We start from the raw sequence: 22,205 nt of genomic DNA, 5'->3' as shown, positions 1-22,205 counted from the left end.
TTCAGCTAAAGCTGAACATCGGGGCTTCGGTGGGAGACTCTACCCCCTAGGTCATTAAGCTTTTATCATACCGCCGCAGCAACAGGGAATTGGTCACAACAGAGACTGATGAAAAAGCCATGGCCAAACCGGCCCACTCGGGGGGCAGGAGCTGTCCCGTTAAGGGATAAAGAATTCCTGCAGCGACGGGTATTCCGATAGTATTATAAATCAAGGCCCAAAACAGATTTTGTTTAATCTTGCCAAGGGTTCTCCTGCCTAGACGAATTGCCCGTTCCACATCCAGGAGGTCATTGCGTACTAACACCACATCACCGGTTTCCTTAGCGACATCAGTTCCCGAACCGATAGCAATTCCTACGTCGGCTTGGGCTAAGGCCGGAGCATCATTAATACCGTCTCCAACCATCGCTACCTTGTAGCCTTGGTCTTGATAGCGTCTAATAACACTAATTTTATCCTGAGGCAGGATTTCAGAAATAACTTCATCAATTCCAACCTGCCGGCCAACGACTTGAGCGACCCGATCATTGTCACCTGTAATCATGAATGTCTTCAAGCCTAAATGATGGAGTCGATCGATGGCTTCTTTTGTGCTCTCCTTAACCACATCTGCCAGGGCGATAATACCAATTACCCGACCATCCAAAGCAATAAAACTTGTAGTCCGTCCTAATTCTGCCAAGTTTTGAAAATCGCTTTGGGCTTCCTGAACATCAATCTTATAGCTATTCATTAGTTTCAGGTTGCCAATTAATAACTGCTGTCCGCCGTACAAGCAAGTAACGCCATACCCGGGCTCCTCTCGATAATCAGAGACCTCTTGAATATCCAGCTGCTCCTGCTTCGCTGCTGCAACCACGGCTTGCGCCAAAGGATGGATTGAGGGGTGTTCGCCGGCAGCGGCAACCTTTAAGACCTCTTGTTTTGTATAATTGGCAAAAGGGATGACATCCGTTACTTCAGGAGTTCCTTTGGTCAAGGTTCCTGTTTTGTCAAAGCCAATGGCTTGCAAATGAGCAATTCCTTCGAGAACAGCCGCAGATTTAAACAATATCCCTCGGTTTAGCCCAACCCCGCTGCCTACCATGATGGCTGTCGGTGTTGCCAGACCTAAAGCACAAGGACACGCGATGACCAAAACTGCAATTGCTGCTGTAAACGCGAAAACAAACGACCTATGGAGACCTAAATACCAAATCAAAAAAGTAAGGACAGAAATGGAGACCACAGTAGGGACAAAATAATTAGAGATCGTATCTGCTAAACGTTGAATGGGTGGTTTAACCCCTTGGGCATCCTCTACCATTTTGATAATCCCGGAAAGAACAGTATCTTGCCCCGTTTTTGTCGTTTTTACTTTGATACTCCCCGAACGGTTGATCGTCGCTCCGATAACAGCATCGCCTGCTCCCTTATCGACTGGAATCGACTCACCGGTCAGCATAGACTCATCGATACTTGCTTGTCCTTCCACAATTTCGCCGTCAACGGGAATTCGTTCTCCCGCTTTCACAAAAACGAGATCGCCGATTTTTAAATCAGACGCGGCCACTTCTTTTTCTTCTCCATTGATTATCAAACGGGCTCGATCTGCCTGCAGCTCCAGCAGTCGCTTCAAAGCTTGTCCGGCGCGGCCTTTTGCTTTTGCTTCCAGATATTTGCCAAAACGCACAAAGGTAATTAAAAGAGCAGAGGTATCAAAGAAATTGGGGCCCTTAAAAAACAACGAAGGGACAAACATATGCAGAGTTGTCATCAGACTATAACCGTAGGAGGCTGTAATCCCCAGGGCCACTAGAACATCCATATTAGCCGAGCGGTTTTTCAAGGCATGGTAGGCTCCCCGGTAAAAGGTCCATCCGGCAGTAAATTGAACGATCGTTGCCAGAGCAAGAATTAAATACATCAAAGGTCTGCTCATCGGAAGATACATCAGAGGCATAATTGGCAGCGAAAGAACCGCACTAAAGATAAGCCAATTCCTTTGTTGAATTGCTATCCGATCCTCATCGTTTTCATCCTTCGATTCAATAGGCGTATATCCGGCTTCACGAACCTGTTCGAAGATTTTTCCTATAGAAACAACATTGGGATCGAACTCAACCATGACCGTTTCATTGGCAAAGTTAACGGCCGCCTTTTGAACTCCCTCAGTCCCGTTAAGTTTTTTCTCAATGGCCAGCGCACAGTTCGCACAGGACATACCGCCAACTTTAAATTGATGTTTCCCCGCATCAACGCTTTGAGCAGCATACCCAAGGTCCTTAATCTTAGCTAAAAGAGTTTCCTCTTGGATCTTATTAGGATCAAGGGCCACTGTTAGTTTTTCTGAGGCGAAATTAACAGCAGCATAATTAACGCCCGGCATGTTTTTGAGCCCTTTTTCAATAGTTAAAGCACAATTGGCACAGGTCATGCCGCTAATCTTAAACTGCTGTTTTTTCTCCTCAGGACTCATGGAAATTGACTGTAACGGAATTATTGTTGATTCTTTGTTATCTCCTAAATTTTCCCCTGATTGTTGATCATCAACAGGCTTATCTAAGGAATATCCGGCGTCTTCGATTTCCTGCCGCAAAGCACCCATGTCTAGTTGAGATGGGTCACAGGTAAAACTGGCCTGCGAATCCTCTAAGGAGACCTTTACCTGCTCAACACTCGGTATGGACTCTAACAGTTTGGTGACATGATTGACACAGTGTTGGCAGGACATACCATAAACACCGATTGTTTTTTCCTCTCGCATAATGTTTTCTGTCATAGTAATCCCTCCTTTCGCCTAACAAACCCCTCAGCGTCTCATGCGAAAAATTGTTTTCAAGACTTCATCTACAACCTCAATTTCTCCATTTTGAAGCTGTTCTTTAACACAAGATTTCATATGCTTTTCTAAAAGCAAGCGAGCTACTCCATCTAAGGCAGATTGGGCTGAAGAAATTTGGTTAAGAACATCATCACAATACACATGCCGTTCGATCATACCTTTAATTCCCCGAAGCTGCCCTTCAATCCGATTCATCCGGGTGACAAGCTCTTTAATTGTTTTATCATCGTGATGGCTCAAACGTTCTCCGGAAGTATCTTCATCCTTTTGACATTCCGTACATGTATGCTCAAGCTCCTCATTAATTTTCATAAAATCACCTCTCGTGATTATAGTATACCCCCCTATTCTATCTGTCAAGAAAGAAAAAAGATTCATGGTCTTACCCATGAATCTTTTCATTAAGGAGCAATATTATCATAACCTTATTCTAGTGAAATATCCTTTAGTGAATAAAAGTATTCTACTGGTCCCCTTCTTCCGGGACAATACAAATCATTGAAAACAATTCCTTACCGCGATTGGTGAATTGGTGAAGAGCATTTTCCGGAACATAAGCGTAAGAACCTGCCTCCACTTCATGATCTACCCCATCGAGATGAAGAATTCCCTTCCCCCGGACAACATAGTTGATATGAGGCCAAGGGTGACTGTGTTTAGGTGTATATCCTTCTGCTTCCAGATCAAAAAGCCGCATAACATACCCTTCCCATCCTTCACGCGGGGATACAAGAACTTTTTTATAGACATTTTTTACGGTATCACCTTCAAGTTTAATTCTGAAAGCATCTTTTTCCTGGGCAACAATCATGTAATCTCCTCCTCAAATATTCTGGTTCACTACTGAATTCTACCTTTCAGCTCGAATTCCTCTATTGATTATTTATCCAGTTTTTAAGCCCCCACTTCTATAAGTGGGGGTGGGACCTTCGTTAACTTCAGGTGGGGTAGAGTCCTCCTTCGCCGCTAAGTATTCCTATTGGAAAAGGCGGCTCGGCAATAATGTCCACTGGACATTATTGTATCTGAAGCAACGATGTTCAGCTTTAGCGTAAACGAGTTCACTCTCGTGTTCTATTATTTAGCGTAACAAGCCTGAACTGATGACACGAGTTTTCCCGAAGTGACTAATTCCTTAGCCCTTTGTACATCCGGATACATAATCCGATCCTCTTGAAGCTTGTTAATGTGGGAGCGAACAAGCTTATAAGCTCCGATGGTTCCCTTACCTAACTGCCGCTCTACCGATCCCTCTCTCAAATCAATACCTTGACAAGCAGCTAATAGTTCCATGGCCAAAACATTGGCTGTATTTTCTATAATACTCCGAGCTTTACGGGCAGCAATCGTCCCCATACTGACATGATCTTCCTGATTTGCCGAAGAGGGTATGGAATCAACACTTGCCGGATGGGCCAGTATTTTATTTTCCGAAACTAAAGAAGCTGCAGCATACTGTACAATCATAAATCCCGAATTCAGCCCGCCATCCGGCGTTAAGAACGCCGGCAAACCACTTAAATTGGGATTCACTAAACGTTCTAAGCGTCTCTCTGCAATGTTTGCCAGTTCTGCAACGGCAATTCCCAAAAAATCCATGGCTAAGGCAATTGGCTGACCATGGAAATTTCCGCCCGAAAAAACTTCCCCCTGCTCGGGAAAAATTAAAGGATTGTCTGTGGCAGAATTTATTTCAGTTTCGACAACCTTTTTGACATACTCCAATGCATCTTTTGAAGGGCCATGAACTTGAGCGATGCAGCGTAAAGCATAAGCATCTTGAACACGCGGCCGCGGTTCTCCGGCTAAATAGCTGCTCCCGAAGGTAAGCTGACGAATTTTCTCTGCTACCTCCATTTGACCATGGTGAGGGCGAACAGCATGTATTTTAGGATCAAAAGCATCTAGAATTCCTTCGAGGGCCTCCATTGACAAGGCTGCAGTTATATTGGCCGATTTGCAAAGCAATTCTGCATCCCAAACGGCTAAGGCGGCTATGGCTGTCATTATTTGAGTACCATTAATTAGGGCAAGACCTTCTTTCCCTTCTAAAGCAACCGGCTTAATTCCGGCTAAGGCTAAGGCCTCACTCCCTTTCATTTGCCGTCCCTGATAAAACGCTTCCCCCTCACCAAGTAAAACTAAAACCATATGGGACAACGGAGCGAGGTCACCGCTGGCCCCCAAGGAACCTTTTTCCGGAATAACCGGAACAATTCCGGCATTTAAAACCTCAAGCAATGTCTCTAACGTTTCCGGTCGAATCCCGGAATACCCTTTGGCAAGAGCATTTGCACGCAAAACTAAGATTGCCCTGACAACTTCTGCCGGAAGAGGGTCTCCCACTCCCGTGGAATGACTCATAATAAGGTTTCTTTGCAGCTTTTTAGCATCATCCGTGGAAATCACCACATTGCTGAACATCCCAAAACCTGTTGTAATTCCATAAACTGATTTATTATCTTTAATCAATTGTTCCACAAATTCTCTGGATTTGAGAACCTTATTTTTAGCGTTCAATGTTAAATGCGCTTTTGCCCCATGCCTCGCGACTGCGATCACTTGCTCTAAGGTCAGGGATTCCCCATCCAAGGCAACTTCCAATGGTTTTTCGACAATCTCGTTCATCCTAATTCCTCCCAAAATTCAGCGCAATGAAAAAGAGGATTAAACTGCAAACCCTTGTTTACAGTTTAGCCCTCTGTCATCTAACATCTTTGAGCATACCCTATTCTCTTGCAATTTTCATAATTTCATACTGCTGTTTAGTGAATAAATCAACACTTATAAATGATTAATTCCCAATCCACAAACTTCATGTTCATGTCCTTTAATCGGAGCTCCGATCATCCCATATAATCCGACAGCTATCCATAAATCATCTTTTTCTTGAAGAGTCCGGGGGCCTATGACAATGGCAAAACGCAGACCGGCCGTACGCAGAACATTACCTAATTGAATTTGTCCGCGTCCAAGTCCTTGTAAAGCATCTAAGATAGCATGATAGAGCGCATGTTGAGAACGATATCGTTCATCAACAAGTCCTTCTCGTCGGCCAGCAGTTTCTATAGCCGCAATAATCTTCTGTATATCCATAGATCCCACTTTTCCAGAGGTCACCGCAAACCCTTTTTCTCGGGCATAGTCAATATAACTATCGCTAAGATCCCCTTCAGCCATAGCTATTAATAAAGCTGCTTTTCCCAAAGATGAACATTGTTCCATCATAACTCTCGACACACTCTCTAAATAGATTAATTCTCTCAACTCTATTAGCTTTTTTTCATAAGCTAACCCTACTTCTATCATAGCTGAGAAACGTAATATCGACAATATTAATTTCAATTATTTTTGTATCCCTGCTTGATCTTACAACTATTTGTTTTTGGAAAATATTACCTCATTCACATTACCCAACCCATTTTTAATTCTCATGTTGAGTTTTTATGCTATCAATCTCATCTTAAGTCTCTAATATTCGGTTTCGATTTACTTCAGTTAATTTATTTGATTTATGCCTTTTCTTGTCTTTAAACTCCAATTATGCTATAAGTTAATTATCTCCAGCAGAATTTCCCGTAAATATTATAGCCAATAATATGTTTACACAAATTTTACCCCTAAAATGACTTTTATTTTTCAGTAACTTACCTTAGCTACTTTTGTAATTCACTGTGACTTGAATGGGAGGAATATCGTGAACAAAATGTACACTTCAAAGGAAATCAGTAAATCCACTTCAGACTTGAACGCTGATTTGGGCGAACCTAAGACTATACTCTATCCCTATCACATCGTTTGTAAGGAATGTAATAAAACCATCTTTTTTTCTGGAGTAACTGATCAAAAGACTTACGTACTATGTGATCGATGCGCACATCTTCAGTAATAGTCATTAACGTTAAAATAAGGCGTGTCGCAAAACGAACTTGAGTAGTTTGACTCAAGTTCGTTTTACTGTTACCCACTATTTTTCTTTGTGCTGTTACTCTATTTTATGGTACAAAATTAACTTATAATATTCTGTGCTCTTTATTTCCTTGAATTTGAACGGCTTATGGTTACTAGAAGAATTTCTAGAGCACTGGCTCTAGTTGAGATCTGACAAAACTAATAAATTCCCTTGCAGCAAACTTCAGGTAAGTATTCCTCCGCCAAATGAATGCCAAGTAACGAGGAATACCAGGCGGTGCCAAAGGGATAACCTTAATACGCGAAGAATCCAAATTCTTGCATATACTATCCGGCAGAAAAGCGATTCCCAGGTTGTCTGCTACCATTTCACTAATAAAATCCCATTGCGAACTTTCATAAAGCACGTTGGGATTAAAGCCTGCTTTTTGGCAGGCTTCCTTTATGTGATAGTAAAGAGCAAAGTTTTCCGGATAAAAAATAAACGTTTCCTCTTTCAATTCTTCTAAGCATACTTCATTACTGCTTGCCAGGCGGTGTTTCGGATGGACCAGTAACTTCAAATACTCTTCGACGACTGGAAGACATTCAAAAACGTCTTCGCTAACGGGCAAGACGACGATTCCCAGATCGATATCACCTTCGGAAATAGAATGTTCCACTTCTCGAGCACCGTTTTCCAAAATCTGAATCGTTATGTGCGGATGAAGTTTCTGAAATTCGGCTATAATCCTTGAAATAAAGTTATAACCAATCATAGGGAGAAGACCCATTCGTATATATCCTTTTCGAACTTGCCGTACGTCGTCTAATTCGGCTTCGAGACTTTCCATGGATTGAACAACGTTTAGCGCATGCCTGTAGACGACTTCTCCTATGTCAGTTAGTTCAACTTTTTTAGTTGTCCGTTCTAACAAAGTGACTCCCAACTCGTCTTCCATACTTTTGATCATCTTACTAATAGTAGGCTGAGTAATATGAAGGGATTCTCCTGCCTTAGAAAAGCCCTTGCGCTTTACAACCTCAGCGAAATAAACTAATTGGCGAATATCCATCGAAATATCCTCCTCTTGATTTTGTTTAGATAGTCAAACGGATTTATTTATATGCTATATGTATTTATTCGTTTTGGCAATAAATTATATTCCAACTATGTATTTCACTTATGTATGAAAACGATTTAAAATAATTACATAAACCAGGAGATGATAGATAAGGCAAAACAAGTATTACTTTACTATAATTTACAAACAAGATTATTAAACATTTCACGTTTAGTATCTATAAAAAAGGAGGGTATATATAATGAAAAAACAACTTTTAATGTACGTTATGGGTTGCCCTGTATATGTTGAAGTTAAGGAATCAAATGAAACATTAGCCAATATTGCAGCGAAATAAAAGTGGCCAGTGAACTCGTTCAGCTAAAGCTGAACATCGTTGCTTCAGATACAATAATGTCCAGTGGACATTATTGCCGAGCCGCCTTTTCCAATAGGAATACTTAGCGGCGAAGGAGGACTCTACCCCACCTGAAGTTAACGAAGGACCCACCCCCACTTATAGAAGTGGGGGTCTTAAAAACTGGATAAACCCTGCGGTTTTTAAGCTATACTTAAAGACCGCAGGAATTTTTACTTTTAGAGGGCTACATCCATAGGACGTCACGTTTAACATAATGCTCTTGGAAAGATAAATAGTTTTTTCTGAAATGATTTATCTTTCAAATGTCCTTCCTTGACATTCTTCACATAGCAGCTATGATAAGTTTAAAGCTTTAGCTGAACGAGTTTACTACCAAAAGAACGTTAATATTTCATCGAAAGGACGAACTAACCCCTATGAATGTAAAGATTTTCACTTCCCCCGATCCAAGAATTCTGGAAAAAGAAATTAATCAATGGTTCGAGGATAACAGTTGGGTTAAAGTTGTTAATATTACTCAAAGTACAGGATCAACAACTGTAATTTCAATTTGGTATAATGAACCCAATGTTCCTATCCTTGGCTAATGAAGTCTTTTATCTTAAAGGTTCATTCTTGCTCATAAAGAGCTATGTACTCGATCTATGTTATGAGAGTTGATTCTTTTGCCATTAATTCCAGTAATACAAAGGAGAAGTTTAGGCTTATTTTGCCTAAGCTTCTCCTTTGCATTTAAAGTCATTCCCGCAGACAAATCCATCAAAAAGCCATTCCTACCGCATCAAAACTCATAGTTTTAGGAAATACTAACTTTATACTATGCGTGAATAGTTTTAACGAAGGGATGGTCAGTTATGAAAGTTTCCCTCTTTGCCACCTGTCTGGCGAATGCTCTTTATCCGGACGTTGATCTGACGATGGCAAAAATTCTTACATACTTGGGGCATACCGTTGATGTGCCCGATGGACAAGCCTGCTGCGGCCAAATTGCCTTTAATTCCGGTTATTTCGATGATGCCCGGGAGGTAGCTCGTACACTTATTGATGCCTTTGAGAAGAGCGAAGTTGTCGTCGGACCGAGTGGATCATGCATAGCTATGATCCATCATTACTATCCGTTTCTTTTTGAAAATGATCCAGTTTATCTTGCTAAGGCCGAAGACTTGATTCACAAAAGCTATGAATTTACTCAATTCATTGTTGATGTCTTGCATAAACCTGATTTAGGGGCCAAATATAAGGCCAAAGCCACCTATCATCCTTCCTGTCATGCCACCAGGCTTCTAGGAATTAAAGATGCTCCCCTTACCCTGATTGAACATGTTCAAGATCTTGAACTTCTTCCCTTGCCCGAATCCCAATTGTGTTGTGGTTTTGGCGGAACCTTTTCGGTCAAGATGCCAAAAATTTCTGAAGCGATGGTCGCCGAAAAGGCGGAACACGTTTTAGAATCGGGAGCCGATCTGCTGCTCGGTCTGGATATGGGCTGCCTCATGAATATCTCTGGTTATCTGGAGAAAATCAATAAACCGATTAAAACTATGCATATTATTCAGTTACTTGGGGAGGGAATGAAGAATGTCCACATATAAACCTATCGTTGAAAAAAGAGTCGATAATGCTCTCACCAACGACTTTTTGCGCAAAGCGACTCGGCGAGCCACAGACCGTTTGCGCCATAACAAATACAATGCAGCGGATGAGCTGGGAGATTGGGAGAAGTGGCGCTTAGCCGGGGATACTATTCGTTCCCATGTTATTGCCAATTTGGACTATTATCTCAAACAACTCATAACACAAGTTGAAAAAAACGGGGGCCACGTCCATCTTGCCCAAACTCCTTCTGAAGCCGTTGACATTGTGAGTAAGATTGCCCGCGACCATGGCGCCAAAACGATTATTAAATCGAAATCAATGGTTTCGGAAGAAATTCATCTTAACAAAGTCTTGGAAAAGGACGGCATCAGTGTTGTTGAGACAGACTTGGGAGAATACATACTACAAGTTGCCGGAGAAGTACCTTCTCATATTATCGTTCCTGCTATGCATAAAACCCGCCAACAAGTTGCCGAAATCTTTGAACCTCTCGCAGGCCACCCTCTTAGTTCAGATACACCCACCCTCACAAAGTTTGTGCGCCAGCAAATGCGTCAGAAATTTCTACAGGGTGATATTGGAATTACTGGGTGTAACTTTGCCGTCGCAGAGACAGGCAGTATCACAATGGTTACCAATGAAGGAAACGGGCGCATGGTAAGCACCCTGCCCCGTGTCCAGATTACTCTTATGGGGATGGAGCGCATTGTACCCTCCTTCCGTGAACTCAGCGTCTTACTCAATCTCCTCGGCCGAAGTGCGACGGGACAGCGTCTTTCCAGTTATACAACAATTCTTACGCCTCCCAAACAATCAACCGATGCTGATGGACCAGAAGAATTTCATCTTGTCATTTTAGATCATAACCGTTCTGAAATCCTTGGTGATCCCACCTTCCGTCAGTCCTTAAAATGTATTCGCTGCGGAGCTTGCTTTAACGTCTGCCCTGTTTACCGCCAAATTGGAGGACATGCTTACGGATCTGTTTATGCCGGACCGATAGGCTCCGTCATCACACCCCTCCTGGAAAACGATTGGGAAAAATGGGGGCATCTGCCCTACTTTTCTTCTCTTTGCGGTGCTTGTACCGAAGCCTGTCCTGTGCGTATTCCTCTTCATGACCTTCTGGTTAAACTTAGAGCCCGCAAGACCATGACAGGCCACACTCCTCAAATTGAAAAACGAATATTCCAAGCCTATCGTTATATGTTTACTCATGAAAAAACCTTGCGTCAGGCTCTGCGTCTAGGTGCGAGGTTTCAGTTTCCCTTTGTGCAGCATGACCGGATTGTCAGCGGTCCGCCTCCTCTCTCCAATTGGACCAAAAGCAAGACCTTGCCTAAAGTTGCTTCAAAATCCTTTATGTACCTCTGGGCCGAAGCAAAACACAAAGGGACCATCCCTACTCCCAACTCCAAAGAGTAAGACGAGGTGAGATCAATAATGACCAACACTAACGATTTTATTAGTCTCCTGGCATCAAAACTTGGGCGCTCCACTCCCCAATCAGCTCCAGAACCAGCAGCGTTCGATGTTCCTTCTTTCCAAGTCTCAAGTCAAGAGCGGGTAAGAACCTTTCTTGATAATTGGCAAGCTTTAGGCGGTAAAGGAGCCATTGTTAAATCACCGGATGAAGCGATCCAATGTCTCCAAGAATGGTTCGGCGATCTTTCCTTTGCTCAAACCACCAATCAAGGAACGATAGTTAGCTGGAACCTGCTCCCAGCATTTGCCGAATCCGCGTTTACAACCTTAAACTGGCCACTGGCCCGCTATTCACAAGCGGCCCCCTCCCCTCAAGACCGACACCAATTAGCTGCTCAGGCTGAACTTGGCGTGACAGGAGCGGACTGGGGGGTTGCTCTCTCCGGCACCATCGTAACCAGCAGCAATCCTCAGCGGGGTCGGGCCGTTAGCTTGCTTCCTCCCCGTCACCTGACGGTTATGGAAACGTCAAAAATCAGAAATACCATCGCTGAAATCCTCTCTGAAGTTTCTGCCCTGGAGAACCCACCGGCAGCGCTGGAGTTTATTACTGGGCCCAGCCGGACCTCGGATATTGAAATGGATCTGTCCATTGGTGTACATGGCCCGATAGAAGTTTACGTTCTTCTCATTGACGATTCTGAGGACACGGCTTCAAATTCAAGTGACTGATCTCTAAAGTTAACTTCTTGGAACCAAGTGACCGTTGCATAATGAATATTTATACGTTTTTATAAGTGAGCTCGTTCAGCTAAAGCTGAACATCGGGGCTTCGGTGACGAAAGTGTCCTGTGGACACTTTCGCCATAAGCGCCTAGCCCATAACAAATGCTATCGCGCTGAAGGATGGGCTCTACCTCCACCGAAGCAAGATAAGGGAACTACTCCTACTTGTAGAAGCGGGAGTCTTGTGACCAGATAAATTAGCCTGAAAGACGCCTAATGGTATGCTCCCCTTCTTGACCGGGAGCAGTTTAATTAATGTCTTTCAGGCCTTTTTACTTTATTCCGGAATCACTTTATACAAAATGCTTGAGTAAATTGCTATTGCGGGTTCATTCTATAACAACCTCGTTAAGGGTTAGATAAAATATTCCACTCTAGCCATAGGAAAATAGGTATCTGCTTGTTCTCTGAAGAATTCTTTTAACTCTTCGAGATCTTCATTAGGATAAATATATTTTCCATAGCCAAACTGGCCATATTTAAACTTACGTTCCTCCTCTGTCATAGGCAATGAAGAATTGGGGTAAATCTCAAGAATTGTTGCTTTCGCTTTCAAAGTGTACCGATGGGAAATAAACTCAAAGGTCAGCTGCTCTGGAGACCATCCCTTAGGAGCCAGACGTGTTAATTCCTCCGCTGTTCTCTCCAATAAATGTTCATATTCCTCTTTCCAGCCGGAAAACTTGAAAATAGGCGCAATAATAAAACCTAAGGGATAACCTGCCTTAAGTACCTTACCGGAAGCAATAATTCGTTGTTCGGGAGAAGGTGTCAAATGTTCAAACCTGCTCACAACATAATCGCAATTCAGGCTGAAGCGAAAGCGTGTATGCCCTTCGTGACGAGCTGAAAGCAAGGAATCCACATCAGTAAATTTCGTTACGAAACGAAAACGCCCATATTGATTTAAACCAAAGAAATTAATGGTCTGTTTTAGAGCGCCTGTATATCTCTCTACAGGAATGGGATCAGATGTCGCAGCTCCTTCAAAAAAAGTGATTACGGGTGAACGCTCTTGAATTAGCTTAGAGGCAATTTCCAAGATCTCTTCTATATTCACATAAACTCGCACATAAGGTTTCTTCCCCAAGGTCGTCGACAAATAGCAATATTCGCACATCCCAGGGCAGCTGGTCACTAAGGGCAGTTGGTAATGTGCCGATGGTTTACAAGTTTGAAATTTTCCACCCCGCCTTACGCCTATAACCAAGGTTCGTTTTGCTTCACGGTAAGCCTGAGGTGGATTATTTCCGGGTATTCCTGTGACTCTGTTGTGAGAAGGTGTCGGGGTCACGGAAACACCCATTCTGCGAAAGTCCTCTACTAAAAGCCTCCCTAAAGGATATTCAAGTGCTGATGGTTCGAAAAAGACACGGTGCGGAACAAATTCTTCTGTCACAGTCTTTCACCTCATACTTAGGTTACCCATGAGCAGAAGTTTCAACTCCAGGACTCATTGCACCAAAAAACAAGTAATATTAGAACTTTCTGGATCGGAATATGGAAATAAACAGCCCGACTAACATCAAGGCCGCGGCAATAAACCCTATTTCTATAGCTGGCATTTTCCAGAGCATGATTGGCTGCCGACCTAAAGCTGAAGCAATGATTAAGCCCATCATTACGATACTAAAAGACAATAACACAATACTAAAGGTAATCTGATTAGAAATCCGATCCATTCTGCGCAAAAATACATCGAGCTCGGGGATACCTACATCTAAATGAATTCTTCCTCTTAAAACATCTCGCATTAAGGCCTTCATCTGTTTTGGCAAATCAACTAAAAGATCACTAAAATCCGAGATGTTATGCCACACTCGTCCTGCAACAGTTTTCGGATGATAGCGCTCCTTGAGCAAACGAAGTCCAAAGGGTTTAGCCATATCCATGATACTCAGCTGTGGATCAAGTTTCTCTACAATCCCCTCTAAAAGCAATAAACATTTTGCTAATAGGGTAAAATCGGCAGGAATTCTAATCTGATGCCGATAGGCCACCCCCAAAAGATCTCCAATGGCTAAGCCTAGACTTATCCGACTCATGGGAACATCCATGTACTTTTCCCGCAAATCATCCACATCCTTGGAGAGAAGCGGCAAATTTACGTCATCCGGAATTATGCCAATCCTTAAAATTGCCTGGATCATGCTTTCCGTATTCTGACGCATCATGGCAATGACCATAGATGCAAAATTGTTTTTCATTTCCTGAGTAAGTCTGCCCACCATACCAAAATCAATAAAGGAGATTACTCCTCCTTCTAAGATGAAGATATTTCCGGGATGAGGATCTCCATGAAAGAATCCTTCAATTAATACCTGATGAAAGAGTGCTTTCACCAGGCGGTCAGCAATGTCTTTGCGTTCATAGCCCTTGGCATCAATCTCGTCATACAAATTAAGCTTGAGACCTTCCACGTATTCCATGGTTAATACTTTACCGGTTGAATAATCCCAGAATATCCCGGGGATATGAATACTTGAATCATCTTTAAATTGTTTAGCAATTTTTTCGGCATTACGTGCTTCAATAGTATAATCCAGTTCATTGCGCAAGGATTTGGCAAATTCTTCAACAACATCTCGCAATTGCAGGCGTTCCATTCGAACCATCCGATGTTCTGCTAAAGTCGCCAGATCAAGCAGAATTTCCAAATCCGTTTCAATAAGATCCTTAATGTTTGGACGCTGAACTTTTACTGCGACCTTCTCTCCGCTGCGTAATTGGGCAAGATGCACCTGCCCGATTGAAGCTGCGGCAATAGCTGTTTCTTCAAACATCGAAAAAATCTCTTCAAGCGGAGATCCCAATTCATCTTCAATAATCCGGTGCACTTCCTGAAAGGAAAAGGGAGGAACATTATCCTGCAATTTTTCTAGTTCCTCAATGATCTCCTCCGGGAATATATCTGCGCGGGTACTGGCAATCTGACCAATTTTAATGTAGGCAGGACCTAATTCTTCAAGAACTTGACGTACTCGTTCTCCCATAGACATGGGATCAATGTCCTCCCAATCTGTAAAAAGGCGTTTGGGAAGAGAAAGCATGTGAATAAGTCCGATTTCCTCAACAAAAAAGCCAAATCCATGGCGAGCGAGAACCTTTGCAACATCTCGATATCGTTTTAAATGCCGAATTCTCTTCCCGATCATCATAATGTCCTAATGTCCCCTCTATCAAAGTCATTACTTTGTCGAAAAAAATTAACCCCTTCGCAGATTAGTTTTGATTCAGCAATTCCCGAAATCAGCTATTCCTGGTTCTTAATGATAGCCTCTAATTCCGAAATGCGCTTTTCCAATCGTTCAATATCTGCCTTTGTGGCTACATTCAGCTCTTTCAGCATTTTTTCTAATTGATTGTGAATAGAGCTATTCATTTCCTTCCTTTGAGCTTCACCTTTTTCGAGCAATTCCTGAATTAAATCCTTCGATTCTGAGGAGGTTACTTCTCCTCTTTTTACCATCTCATCTACAAACTTTTCAATTTGTTCTCTGCTGACAACTGCTAATCCCAAACCAAATGCCAGCCCTTTTCGAAGCAAATCTTTCATAATCAATAGTCCCCCTTTATAAAATTTTGCCTAATCATTTGACAACAGTTTTTTCATTCTATGATGCTTATATCTATTTTACCTTCTTTATGATTGTTTACAAAACAACTCTAACTTATTAGGTTTTCTCTAATGCACATTTCAAGGAGAGTCTTACGATTGGATCAAAGAGGTTAATTCCAGTTTTCCGGTGAGGTATAGAGCGGGCAACGTATAAGCATATGATTAGAAGAATTAGATGTTCGGCCGCAAATTCATCCCCTCCCTAATCGTTGCGACGATTTGAGGGAGGGGACTTCTTGCTAACGTGGTTAAATTGAAAACCGAAGTGCCGATTCACTTCAGTTTTCCAAGGTTGATTAATTCATGGAAAATGAGTTGCTTAAACTCTTTTGAGATTAAGTATGAGATTTAGCTGCTCATTTTCTTTATATGAGAATTTTATCCATTTTTTAAGACCCCCCACTTCTATAAGTGTGGGTGGTCCTTCGTTAACTTCAGGTGAGGTAGATTCCCCATCTGAAGCCCCGATGTTCAGCTTAACTGCACGAGTTTCATCGTTACAACAGAAGCTAACCAGAAACTTAATAGCTTTAACTAATGACTCCTAGAGTCGACCAAAATTCTTTTGTTTGGGTAATATCTGACGGTTCCTTTCTCTTGTCCTCATGATCTTTAACCGTTGGGTTGCTACCTTTTTTCATTTAAAAATCACAGCCTTTCCCAGATAATTCAAACGCGTTTGAGAAATTATTTGTTAATCATTTTTTATCCTTTGTTGTTAGTTCTGACTTTATTCTAATCGCAGCAAAACATAAAAAAAATATATAATTGTAATCTTTACTATGATCGAAATTCATATTAGACTGTATTTGGAGGTGTTACTAATGGATATTCGACATTTAGAATATTTTATCGAAGTTGCTCGCCAAAAAAGCTTTAGTAAAGCGGCTCTGGTTTGCCATGTCTCACAATCCGCCATTAGTAAAATGATTAAAGATTTGGAAACTGAACTTAGCACTTCCCTATTTAATAGGAACTCAAAGTACGTCCAGTTGACAGATACAGGAATTATTTTTTTAGAGCAAGCTCAACAGGTTGTTGTTATGTTTCATAATTTAACGACCGATTTTGAAAACAAAATCAAAATGGAAAAAGGGAAAATTTCAATTGGTTTATTGCCAATAACTAGCTCAACCATATTTGCCGAATTATTAGGAGAGTTTAAACAAAAGTATCCTTTAATTGAGATTAGCTTGTCTGAATATGGCTCCAAAAAAGTGGCAATTGCTATAAAAGACGGTACTCTGGACGCTGGGGTCGTATGCATAGTCCCAGATCATCACTACTATGACTCGATTTCTATTTCCAAGGACCCTCTTTTTGTTATCGTCTCCTCACAGAATCCCATAAGCAAGCTGCCATCCATTGAACTCTCAGCCTTAGCTAATGAATCTTTTGTTTTGTATAGTAAAGATTTTAGTCTTCACGATGAAATTATTAACCAGTGCAGGAATGTTGGTTTTTCTCCAAACATCATTTTTGAAACGTCTCAGCTTGAGCTAATGACTCAAATGGTAGCAGCAAATTTAGGTATTGCTTTCTTACCAAGCGCAGTTTGTTCCGAATTAGACCCTAATCGTATAGTCTCTGTCCAATTAACTGAACCACAAATCATTCATAGCATGTCTATCATTTGGAAAAGAGGACGTTCCTTGCCACATGCCGCAAATTTGTGGCTGAAATTTGCCGAAGAATTTTTCAGATCTAGTGAACTCGTTCAGCTAAAGCTGACCATCGGGGCTTCGGTGGGGGACTCTACCCCCACCGAAGCAAGGTATGGGAACCACTCCCACTTGTAGAAGTGGGAGTCTCACGATTGGATGAACATCCTCTTGCTAACTTCATTATTTCGTAGTTCGCAGTTTCGGACATCCCGTTATCCTAGAGCACTAATTCATGTCCATGGTCTTTCAGCCACTTTCTCCAGGTCATATATTCCGGCATAAAGGTTTTAACTCGCTGCCAGAATTCCGGCGAATGGTTCAGATGCGTCAAATGAGCCAGTTCGTGAATAATAAGGTAATCAATCACTTTATCGGGAGCCATAATAATTCGCCAATTAAGATTCAAGTTTCCGCGACTGGAGCAGCTTCCCCACCTTGTTCTTTGATCTTTTAAGCGAAAGTCTCGGTATGTAACCTGCATTCGCTTTGCCTGATCATCAAGTTTTTGCTTGAAAAGATTGCGTGCTTGAACTTTATACCAGGTTATAATAAACTTGCGCAGAGTTTCCGCAGATTGAGAATCAAGACCGTCCTGAGGCAATGACACAATAAGCATTTGTCCATCTGAATTTACCCGAATCCGACGATAATTGTGGCTTCGGAAACATAGTTTTAATTGTTCACCGCGAAAGGGAAATTGTTCACCATCAGTAAAGTTCTTTACCGAATGATCTTGCTTTTGGCGTTTTATCAGCCAGTATTTTAAAATCCAGTCCTCTTTAGCCTTTAATAACTCCTTTATTTGCCTTTTCGACACATTTGGGGGCGCTGAAATTCGAACTCGATCATTCAGGATGCTTAATGTTATTCTTCGATAGCGAACGCTCCGTCGTTCTTCATAAGGGATTATTTCATCTCGGACATTTATCTGGCCCATGGTATGAGATCCTCCTAACTTGATTAAAACAATCATATCTACAGCGGCCATCAATTTATTGGAAACACCCATGCAGCCTACAGTGAACACGTTCAGCTAAAGCTGAACATTGGGACTTCGGTGACGAAAGCGCCAAGCCCATAACAAATGCTATCGCGCTGAAGGATAGACTCTACCCAACAGAAGCAAGGTATGAGATAATTTAGGGACGGTTCAAACAACATCTTGTAAAATGTGTTGTTTGAACCGTCCCCTTAATCATCTCAAAATAACTGTAATTATGTCCCACGATAAAACCAGCCGACGAGACCATATAAGATCATGCAGGCAGCTGCAACCAGAAGTCCCAGACGCAGTTTTAACTTTGCGTAGTCCATAACCGGAATTCTCATGACAGTTGCCATTGCCACAGTATTATCACTTAGTGGAGATACAAATCCGCCAAACGTACCGCTGGCAAATACGGCTCCTGCAATTAAGGGCAAAGCTGCGTGTTCAGTCGTCGCCAGCGAAAACCCCAGCGGCAATAAAATCCCCCAAGTACCGAAGGATGAGCCAATTACATAGGAGAGCATACACCCCAATGCGAAAAAAGCTGGTGCAATAAAAGCAGCCGGGACTAACCGTCCCACTGTCTGTTCCGTATAAGTGACAAACCCAAGGTCTGTAGAGATTGCCGAAACAGCCCAGACAAAAACTAAAAGAACATTCACAGCCATCATTTCATTGCCGCCTTGCATGAAACCAAAAAGAGTTCGTTGGATAGGTTCCTTGCGAAAGGCATACCAAATAAAGGAGAACAACAGCGTCGATAGCAAGGCTTCCAACATCGCTTTTGCTGCATTAGCTTGGATAAAGGCACCTAATATGTTTGAAGAATGAAGATGGCCATCCCACCAGGTAAAAAATAATGTTAAGGTTAGTAAAAGAGCTAAGGGTACTATAAGGTTAAGAGCATCTGGTTTAACCTTTTGAGCGACAAGTTCTATCGGATCAGGAAATAGTTCATCACCATGGTCATGACCCCTCTTTTTCCTCTCTTTGGAGATAGGTGAAGGGATTGACAATTCCAGCGCAGTTTCCGCATAAGCTAATTTCGCCGAACCAATCGACCTCATTTTCTCTATGGATTCAACAGGTTGAGCACTGGAATTTTTTTCTTGTACTTTATCACTTTTGAGAAACGTATAGCCCAAAGCAAAAGCGAGCATCGCCAAGGAAAAAAAGTTAAAAGGGATGCTGAGTAAAAACAAATTATAAGGAGCCATAGGAATTCCTTGATGCCGGCTCGCCACCCCCAGCAATCCGATACTATAACCAATAAAGACTGTTCCTAGAGGCATAATCGCACATAAAGGTGTCGCTGTAGCATCAATCACAAATGCTACCTTATTGACAGGCACTTGAAGACGCGAGAATACTTGTTTCATGACCGGGCCCACCGTAATGATCCGAAAATCAGGCGCCATGAAGGTAAGGAAGGACGATAACCAAGTTACGATAAAGGCGCCTCGTCCGGAATGAATCTTTGTTTCCATAATTTGAGCAAAACCGCTGACTCCTCCGGTAATGCGAACTAAGCCAACGAAAGCTCCGAAACCATACATGAAGACGATCAAACGCAAATTGTCCGAAACAGCTAATTCTTTTAAAATGTATTGAAGTGCTGTATCCACCCCGCCTAACGGTGTAGGATTAATCATGTAGGCTCCTATTAACAAACCAGCAACTAAGCCCGGCAAGACCTGTCTAGTGAACAGAGCCAGTGGAATTACCACAAGAAACGGTACCAAAGACCATACAGTTCCATGCATTTAAATACCCCTTTTCAACGTAGGCTATTGTTATAATATCCCGCGCTGAAAAGTAATCTATACTGAGCTTTTTAAAGATTCACGAACAAGATATCAGAGAATTTAGGAAATTGAGCCAATGTAGTATGAATTATAGGCAAGCCATAATAAACAAGTGCAGCAATTATAAGTACTGCAATTGCCAACTTAAATAACTTTTTAAGTATAAAGCCCACAGCAATAACACCTAGGCCCAACGTCAATAGTTTATTCAGAGTAAATCCCGCAATCATTGTTCCCATATGCTTCCTCCTTTATTTTAACAGTGAATTCCAACCTGAGACCAATCTCTTCCTCCGAAGACTTCTTTTGCGCAGAACTCTGATCACACACATCTTCACTAAAGTTTAAACGTCAAATTTGCTCACCAGTAAAGCTAGACTTTCACCTAGCTTCGCCAAGGCCTCGGCAGATTGACTTACAGAACTCATTGTTGCCGCTTGCTCCTCAGAAGTTGCTGAAACTTCTTCCACATTAGCCGCTGTTTGTTCGGCAATATCTCCAATACTTTTAACAGATTCCACAGCATGAACAGCTCCGCTGGCCATTTGCTGAGCAACAGAAATAACTTCCTGGATTTGTTTGACGACAGTATTAACCTCTTCGACGATAGTTCTAAAGGAATTTCCTGCCAAATTTACAGCTTCAACACCGGCAGCGACCTCATCTTTGCCTTTCTCCATCCCCTCAACAACCCGTTCCGTGTCACGTTGTATCGTTTCAATCAAGAATGCGATTTGAGTAGCAGATAAAGAAGATTGTTCCGCTAACTTTCTAACCTCGTCAGCTACCACCGCAAAACCCCTTCCATGTTCACCTGCTCGAGCCGCCTCAATGGCAGCATTTAAAGCTAATAAATTCGTTTGTTCCGAAATGCCCTTAATCACATCAACAATTTGTCCAATCTCTTTCGATTGCTCGCCCAAATGAAATACGGCCTCAGCGGTTTGGACCGAAACTTCACGAATTTGTTCGATTTTTTGCACTGCATTTTCCACCTGCAGAAATCCCACATCAGCTGCTTGTGCTGCTTTCTCACTACTTTGATTAACAATCTCCGTATTGGCTGCCACCTGTTGAGCACTCGAAGACATCTGTTCGATGACAACACTCGTATCCTTCACCGATAATGCTTGACTCGATGCGCCAGTCGTAAGTTGAACCAAAGTGGTGGAAACTTGTTCACTCGCAGTGGTTGCTTCTTCGGCAGCTGCCGACAATTCTTCACTCGTTGCCGCTACACTCTCGGATTGATTTAATACTTCACCGATAATTTCTCTTAGCGATCGAACCATATCCCCCACCGCTTGTGCTAAAATACCTATTTCATCTCGATTTTTTATCTCCGGAATACTAACCTTTAAATCACCATTAGCTACGGATTGAGCAATCATCGTGACCTTATTAAGGGGCCGACTGATGTTTCTCGCCAACAATATTGTCAGCACTATTCCGAGGAGAAAAGCGGCGCCGATAAAAATAATCAGAAACTTTAAGCCAGTAGCATTTGTAAGCTGGGCGTCAGCAACCGCTTGTTCTCCTCCTTTATCCATAAAATACATCTGAGCTTCCATTGCATTAATTACTTGATCAAAACTTTCCTTGCTCTTATCGATTAAAAGAGCTCGGGCCTCTTTGTCGTTATTGTCTTCAATCAACTTCCAAACCTGATCAGCATCTGTTATGTAAGCATCGAATGCCTTTTTCATAGATTCATTTCTGGTTTTCCCTTCGGAGCTCGTTACATATCTGCTATAGGTCGTGAAATCATTTTCCCATTTCGTTTTATTATTAAGAAAGCTGAACTTAATACCTTGATAAGCCGTCGCATCGCCTCGTTCCGAAAAGCCCAATAGGAGCGTCCTCTGCATATCTTCCGTATCCTCAACGACCAGTCCTAAGGCATTAGTGGCCTTTAGCCAATGATCACCCAGATCTTGTGCGCTCTGATTAAGCCGGTAAATACCATAATACCCCACTATCCCCACAAAAAGTGTCATTATAATTACGGCTAAAAAGCTAGCTTGTAATTTAAACCTAATCCCGTAGTTGATAACCGATTTTGAATTCTTCGTTTTATTTTTCATAGGCAGACACTCCATTTCAATAGTTAATCTCTTGCAACAGCTTTACTCAAGGCTATATTATAATCATTGTATTT

General features: G+C 42.1%; 19 protein-coding genes. 6 read left to right on the top strand and 13 right to left on the bottom strand.

From position 1 onward, the window contains the following. Positions 1-46 precede the first annotated feature (46 nt). The 5 genes from B5Y67_RS13110 to B5Y67_RS13090 all read right to left on the bottom strand — a co-directional run bounded on the left by B5Y67_RS13110 (position 47) and on the right by B5Y67_RS13090 (position 6,172). The gene (locus tag B5Y67_RS13110; protein WP_088226880.1) at positions 47-2,764 is read right to left on the bottom strand and encodes a heavy metal translocating P-type ATPase; all 2,718 of its coding nucleotides are present in this window, start codon (positions 2,762-2,764) and stop codon (positions 47-49) included. A gap of 30 nt (positions 2,765-2,794) precedes the next feature. After that, positions 2,795-3,139: a metal-sensitive transcriptional regulator gene (locus B5Y67_RS13105; RefSeq protein ID WP_088226879.1), complete on the bottom strand. Its 345-nt coding sequence runs from the start codon at positions 3,137-3,139 to the stop codon at positions 2,795-2,797. 151 nt (positions 3,140-3,290) lie between these two features. Continuing rightward, positions 3,291-3,638 carry a cupin domain-containing protein gene (locus tag B5Y67_RS13100; RefSeq protein WP_088226878.1) on the bottom strand — a complete coding sequence of 116 codons (348 nt, stop codon included), beginning with the start codon at positions 3,636-3,638 and terminating at the stop codon, positions 3,291-3,293. Positions 3,639-3,904: 266 nt separating this feature from the next. Further along, positions 3,905-5,455 carry a histidine ammonia-lyase gene (gene hutH, locus B5Y67_RS13095; RefSeq protein ID WP_088226877.1) on the bottom strand — a complete coding sequence of 517 codons (1,551 nt, stop codon included), beginning with the start codon at positions 5,453-5,455 and terminating at the stop codon, positions 3,905-3,907. Between the two features lie 156 nt (positions 5,456-5,611). Beyond that, on the bottom strand, positions 5,612-6,172 hold the full coding sequence (locus B5Y67_RS13090) for a HutP family protein (RefSeq protein WP_282432776.1): 561 nt from the start codon (positions 6,170-6,172) through the stop codon (positions 5,612-5,614). Positions 6,173-6,524: 352 nt separating this feature from the next. Here B5Y67_RS13090 and B5Y67_RS25005 point away from each other — a divergent pair, with 352 nt between their 5' ends. Continuing rightward, positions 6,525-6,716 (top strand): hypothetical protein, encoded by a 192-nt coding sequence (locus B5Y67_RS25005; protein ID WP_140419096.1) that lies wholly within the window; start codon positions 6,525-6,527, stop codon positions 6,714-6,716. Between the two features lie 187 nt (positions 6,717-6,903). Here the strand turns inward: B5Y67_RS25005 and B5Y67_RS13085 are convergent, their stop codons facing one another. Further along, entirely contained in the window at positions 6,904-7,794 is an 891-nt protein-coding gene (locus B5Y67_RS13085; RefSeq protein WP_088226876.1) for a LysR family transcriptional regulator, read from the bottom strand. Positions 7,795-8,580: 786 nt separating this feature from the next. Between B5Y67_RS13085 and B5Y67_RS25375 the strand changes: the two genes are divergently transcribed. From B5Y67_RS25375 to B5Y67_RS13070, 4 genes are all read left to right on the top strand, one after another. Next, positions 8,581-8,751 carry a hypothetical protein gene (locus B5Y67_RS25375; protein WP_170932689.1) on the top strand — a complete coding sequence of 57 codons (171 nt, stop codon included), beginning with the start codon at positions 8,581-8,583 and terminating at the stop codon, positions 8,749-8,751. Between the two features lie 267 nt (positions 8,752-9,018). Further along, positions 9,019-9,756, top strand: coding sequence for a (Fe-S)-binding protein (locus B5Y67_RS13080; protein ID WP_088226875.1), 738 nt, complete (start codon positions 9,019-9,021; stop codon positions 9,754-9,756). Further along, positions 9,743-11,185: a LutB/LldF family L-lactate oxidation iron-sulfur protein gene (locus B5Y67_RS13075; RefSeq protein WP_088226874.1), complete on the top strand. Its 1,443-nt coding sequence runs from the start codon at positions 9,743-9,745 to the stop codon at positions 11,183-11,185. Before B5Y67_RS13080 ends, B5Y67_RS13075 begins: the two co-directional genes overlap by 14 nt. Positions 11,186-11,203: 18 nt before the next feature. After that, positions 11,204-11,917, top strand: coding sequence for a lactate utilization protein (locus B5Y67_RS13070; protein WP_088226873.1), 714 nt, complete (start codon positions 11,204-11,206; stop codon positions 11,915-11,917). Between the two features lie 409 nt (positions 11,918-12,326). Here B5Y67_RS13070 and splB read toward each other — a convergent pair whose 3' ends face one another. The 3 genes from splB to B5Y67_RS13055 all read right to left on the bottom strand — a co-directional run bounded on the left by splB (position 12,327) and on the right by B5Y67_RS13055 (position 15,527). Then, entirely contained in the window at positions 12,327-13,370 is a 1,044-nt protein-coding gene (splB, locus tag B5Y67_RS13065) for a spore photoproduct lyase (protein WP_088226872.1), read from the bottom strand. Between the two features lie 79 nt (positions 13,371-13,449). Further along, positions 13,450-15,126, bottom strand: coding sequence for an AarF/UbiB family protein (locus B5Y67_RS13060; RefSeq protein WP_088226903.1), 1,677 nt, complete (start codon positions 15,124-15,126; stop codon positions 13,450-13,452). 98 nt (positions 15,127-15,224) lie between these two features. Further along, complete coding sequence (locus B5Y67_RS13055; protein WP_088226871.1) at positions 15,225-15,527, bottom strand: polyhydroxyalkanoate synthesis regulator; 303 nt, start codon at positions 15,525-15,527, stop codon at positions 15,225-15,227. Positions 15,528-16,414: 887 nt separating this feature from the next. On the opposite strand from B5Y67_RS13055, the gene B5Y67_RS13050 reads away from it, so the two are divergent. Continuing rightward, positions 16,415-17,389: a LysR family transcriptional regulator gene (locus B5Y67_RS13050; protein ID WP_242975964.1), complete on the top strand. Its 975-nt coding sequence runs from the start codon at positions 16,415-16,417 to the stop codon at positions 17,387-17,389. A gap of 82 nt (positions 17,390-17,471) precedes the next feature. Here B5Y67_RS13050 and B5Y67_RS13045 read toward each other — a convergent pair whose 3' ends face one another. The 4 genes from B5Y67_RS13045 to B5Y67_RS13030 form a co-directional block, all read right to left on the bottom strand. Then, positions 17,472-18,191, bottom strand: a complete 720-nt coding sequence (locus B5Y67_RS13045; RefSeq protein WP_088226870.1) for a SprT family zinc-dependent metalloprotease — start codon at positions 18,189-18,191, stop codon at positions 17,472-17,474. 278 nt (positions 18,192-18,469) lie between these two features. After that, entirely contained in the window at positions 18,470-20,005 is a 1,536-nt protein-coding gene (locus B5Y67_RS13040) for a Na+/H+ antiporter NhaC family protein (protein ID WP_088226869.1), read from the bottom strand. A 71-nt stretch (positions 20,006-20,076) separates the two neighbouring features. Then, positions 20,077-20,286 (bottom strand): hypothetical protein, encoded by a 210-nt coding sequence (locus B5Y67_RS13035; RefSeq protein ID WP_088226868.1) that lies wholly within the window; start codon positions 20,284-20,286, stop codon positions 20,077-20,079. Between the two features lie 105 nt (positions 20,287-20,391). Continuing rightward, entirely contained in the window at positions 20,392-22,131 is a 1,740-nt protein-coding gene (locus B5Y67_RS13030) for a HAMP domain-containing methyl-accepting chemotaxis protein (RefSeq protein ID WP_088226867.1), read from the bottom strand. Positions 22,132-22,205 lie beyond the last annotated feature (74 nt).

Origin of the sequence: Desulfosporosinus sp. FKB (assembly GCF_002196705.1) — a bacterium.
Classification (GTDB): Bacteria; Bacillota; Desulfitobacteriia; order Desulfitobacteriales; family Desulfitobacteriaceae; genus Desulfosporosinus.
Note: the sequence above shows the minus strand (reverse complement) of the source record. Positions and strands in the feature narration are given on the sequence as shown.

What these genes read in the sequence shown, in the direction of transcription:
- B5Y67_RS13050 (WP_242975964.1), top strand. Translation starts at nt 16,415, where the DNA reads ATGGATATTCGACATTTAGAATATTTTATCGAAGTTGCTCGCCAAAAA.
- B5Y67_RS13080 (WP_088226875.1), top strand. Translation starts at nt 9,019, where the DNA reads ATGAAAGTTTCCCTCTTTGCCACCTGTCTGGCGAATGCTCTTTATCCG.
- B5Y67_RS13030 (WP_088226867.1), bottom strand. Translation starts at nt 22,131, where the DNA reads ATGAAAAATAAAACGAAGAATTCAAAATCGGTTATCAACTACGGGATT.
- B5Y67_RS13110 (WP_088226880.1), bottom strand. Translation starts at nt 2,764, where the DNA reads ATGACAGAAAACATTATGCGAGAGGAAAAAACAATCGGTGTTTATGGT.
- B5Y67_RS13085 (WP_088226876.1), bottom strand. Translation starts at nt 7,794, where the DNA reads ATGGATATTCGCCAATTAGTTTATTTCGCTGAGGTTGTAAAGCGCAAG.
- hutH (WP_088226877.1), bottom strand. Translation starts at nt 5,455, where the DNA reads ATGAACGAGATTGTCGAAAAACCATTGGAAGTTGCCTTGGATGGGGAA.
- B5Y67_RS13060 (WP_088226903.1), bottom strand. Translation starts at nt 15,126, where the DNA reads ATGATCGGGAAGAGAATTCGGCATTTAAAACGATATCGAGATGTTGCA.
- B5Y67_RS25375 (WP_170932689.1), top strand. Translation starts at nt 8,581, where the DNA reads ATGAATGTAAAGATTTTCACTTCCCCCGATCCAAGAATTCTGGAAAAA.
- B5Y67_RS13075 (WP_088226874.1), top strand. Translation starts at nt 9,743, where the DNA reads ATGTCCACATATAAACCTATCGTTGAAAAAAGAGTCGATAATGCTCTC.
- B5Y67_RS13100 (WP_088226878.1), bottom strand. Translation starts at nt 3,638, where the DNA reads ATGATTGTTGCCCAGGAAAAAGATGCTTTCAGAATTAAACTTGAAGGT.
- B5Y67_RS13105 (WP_088226879.1), bottom strand. Translation starts at nt 3,139, where the DNA reads ATGAAAATTAATGAGGAGCTTGAGCATACATGTACGGAATGTCAAAAG.
- B5Y67_RS13045 (WP_088226870.1), bottom strand. Translation starts at nt 18,191, where the DNA reads ATGGGCCAGATAAATGTCCGAGATGAAATAATCCCTTATGAAGAACGA.
- B5Y67_RS13040 (WP_088226869.1), bottom strand. Translation starts at nt 20,005, where the DNA reads ATGCATGGAACTGTATGGTCTTTGGTACCGTTTCTTGTGGTAATTCCA.
- B5Y67_RS13035 (WP_088226868.1), bottom strand. Translation starts at nt 20,286, where the DNA reads ATGGGAACAATGATTGCGGGATTTACTCTGAATAAACTATTGACGTTG.
- B5Y67_RS13055 (WP_088226871.1), bottom strand. Translation starts at nt 15,527, where the DNA reads ATGAAAGATTTGCTTCGAAAAGGGCTGGCATTTGGTTTGGGATTAGCA.
- B5Y67_RS13070 (WP_088226873.1), top strand. Translation starts at nt 11,204, where the DNA reads ATGACCAACACTAACGATTTTATTAGTCTCCTGGCATCAAAACTTGGG.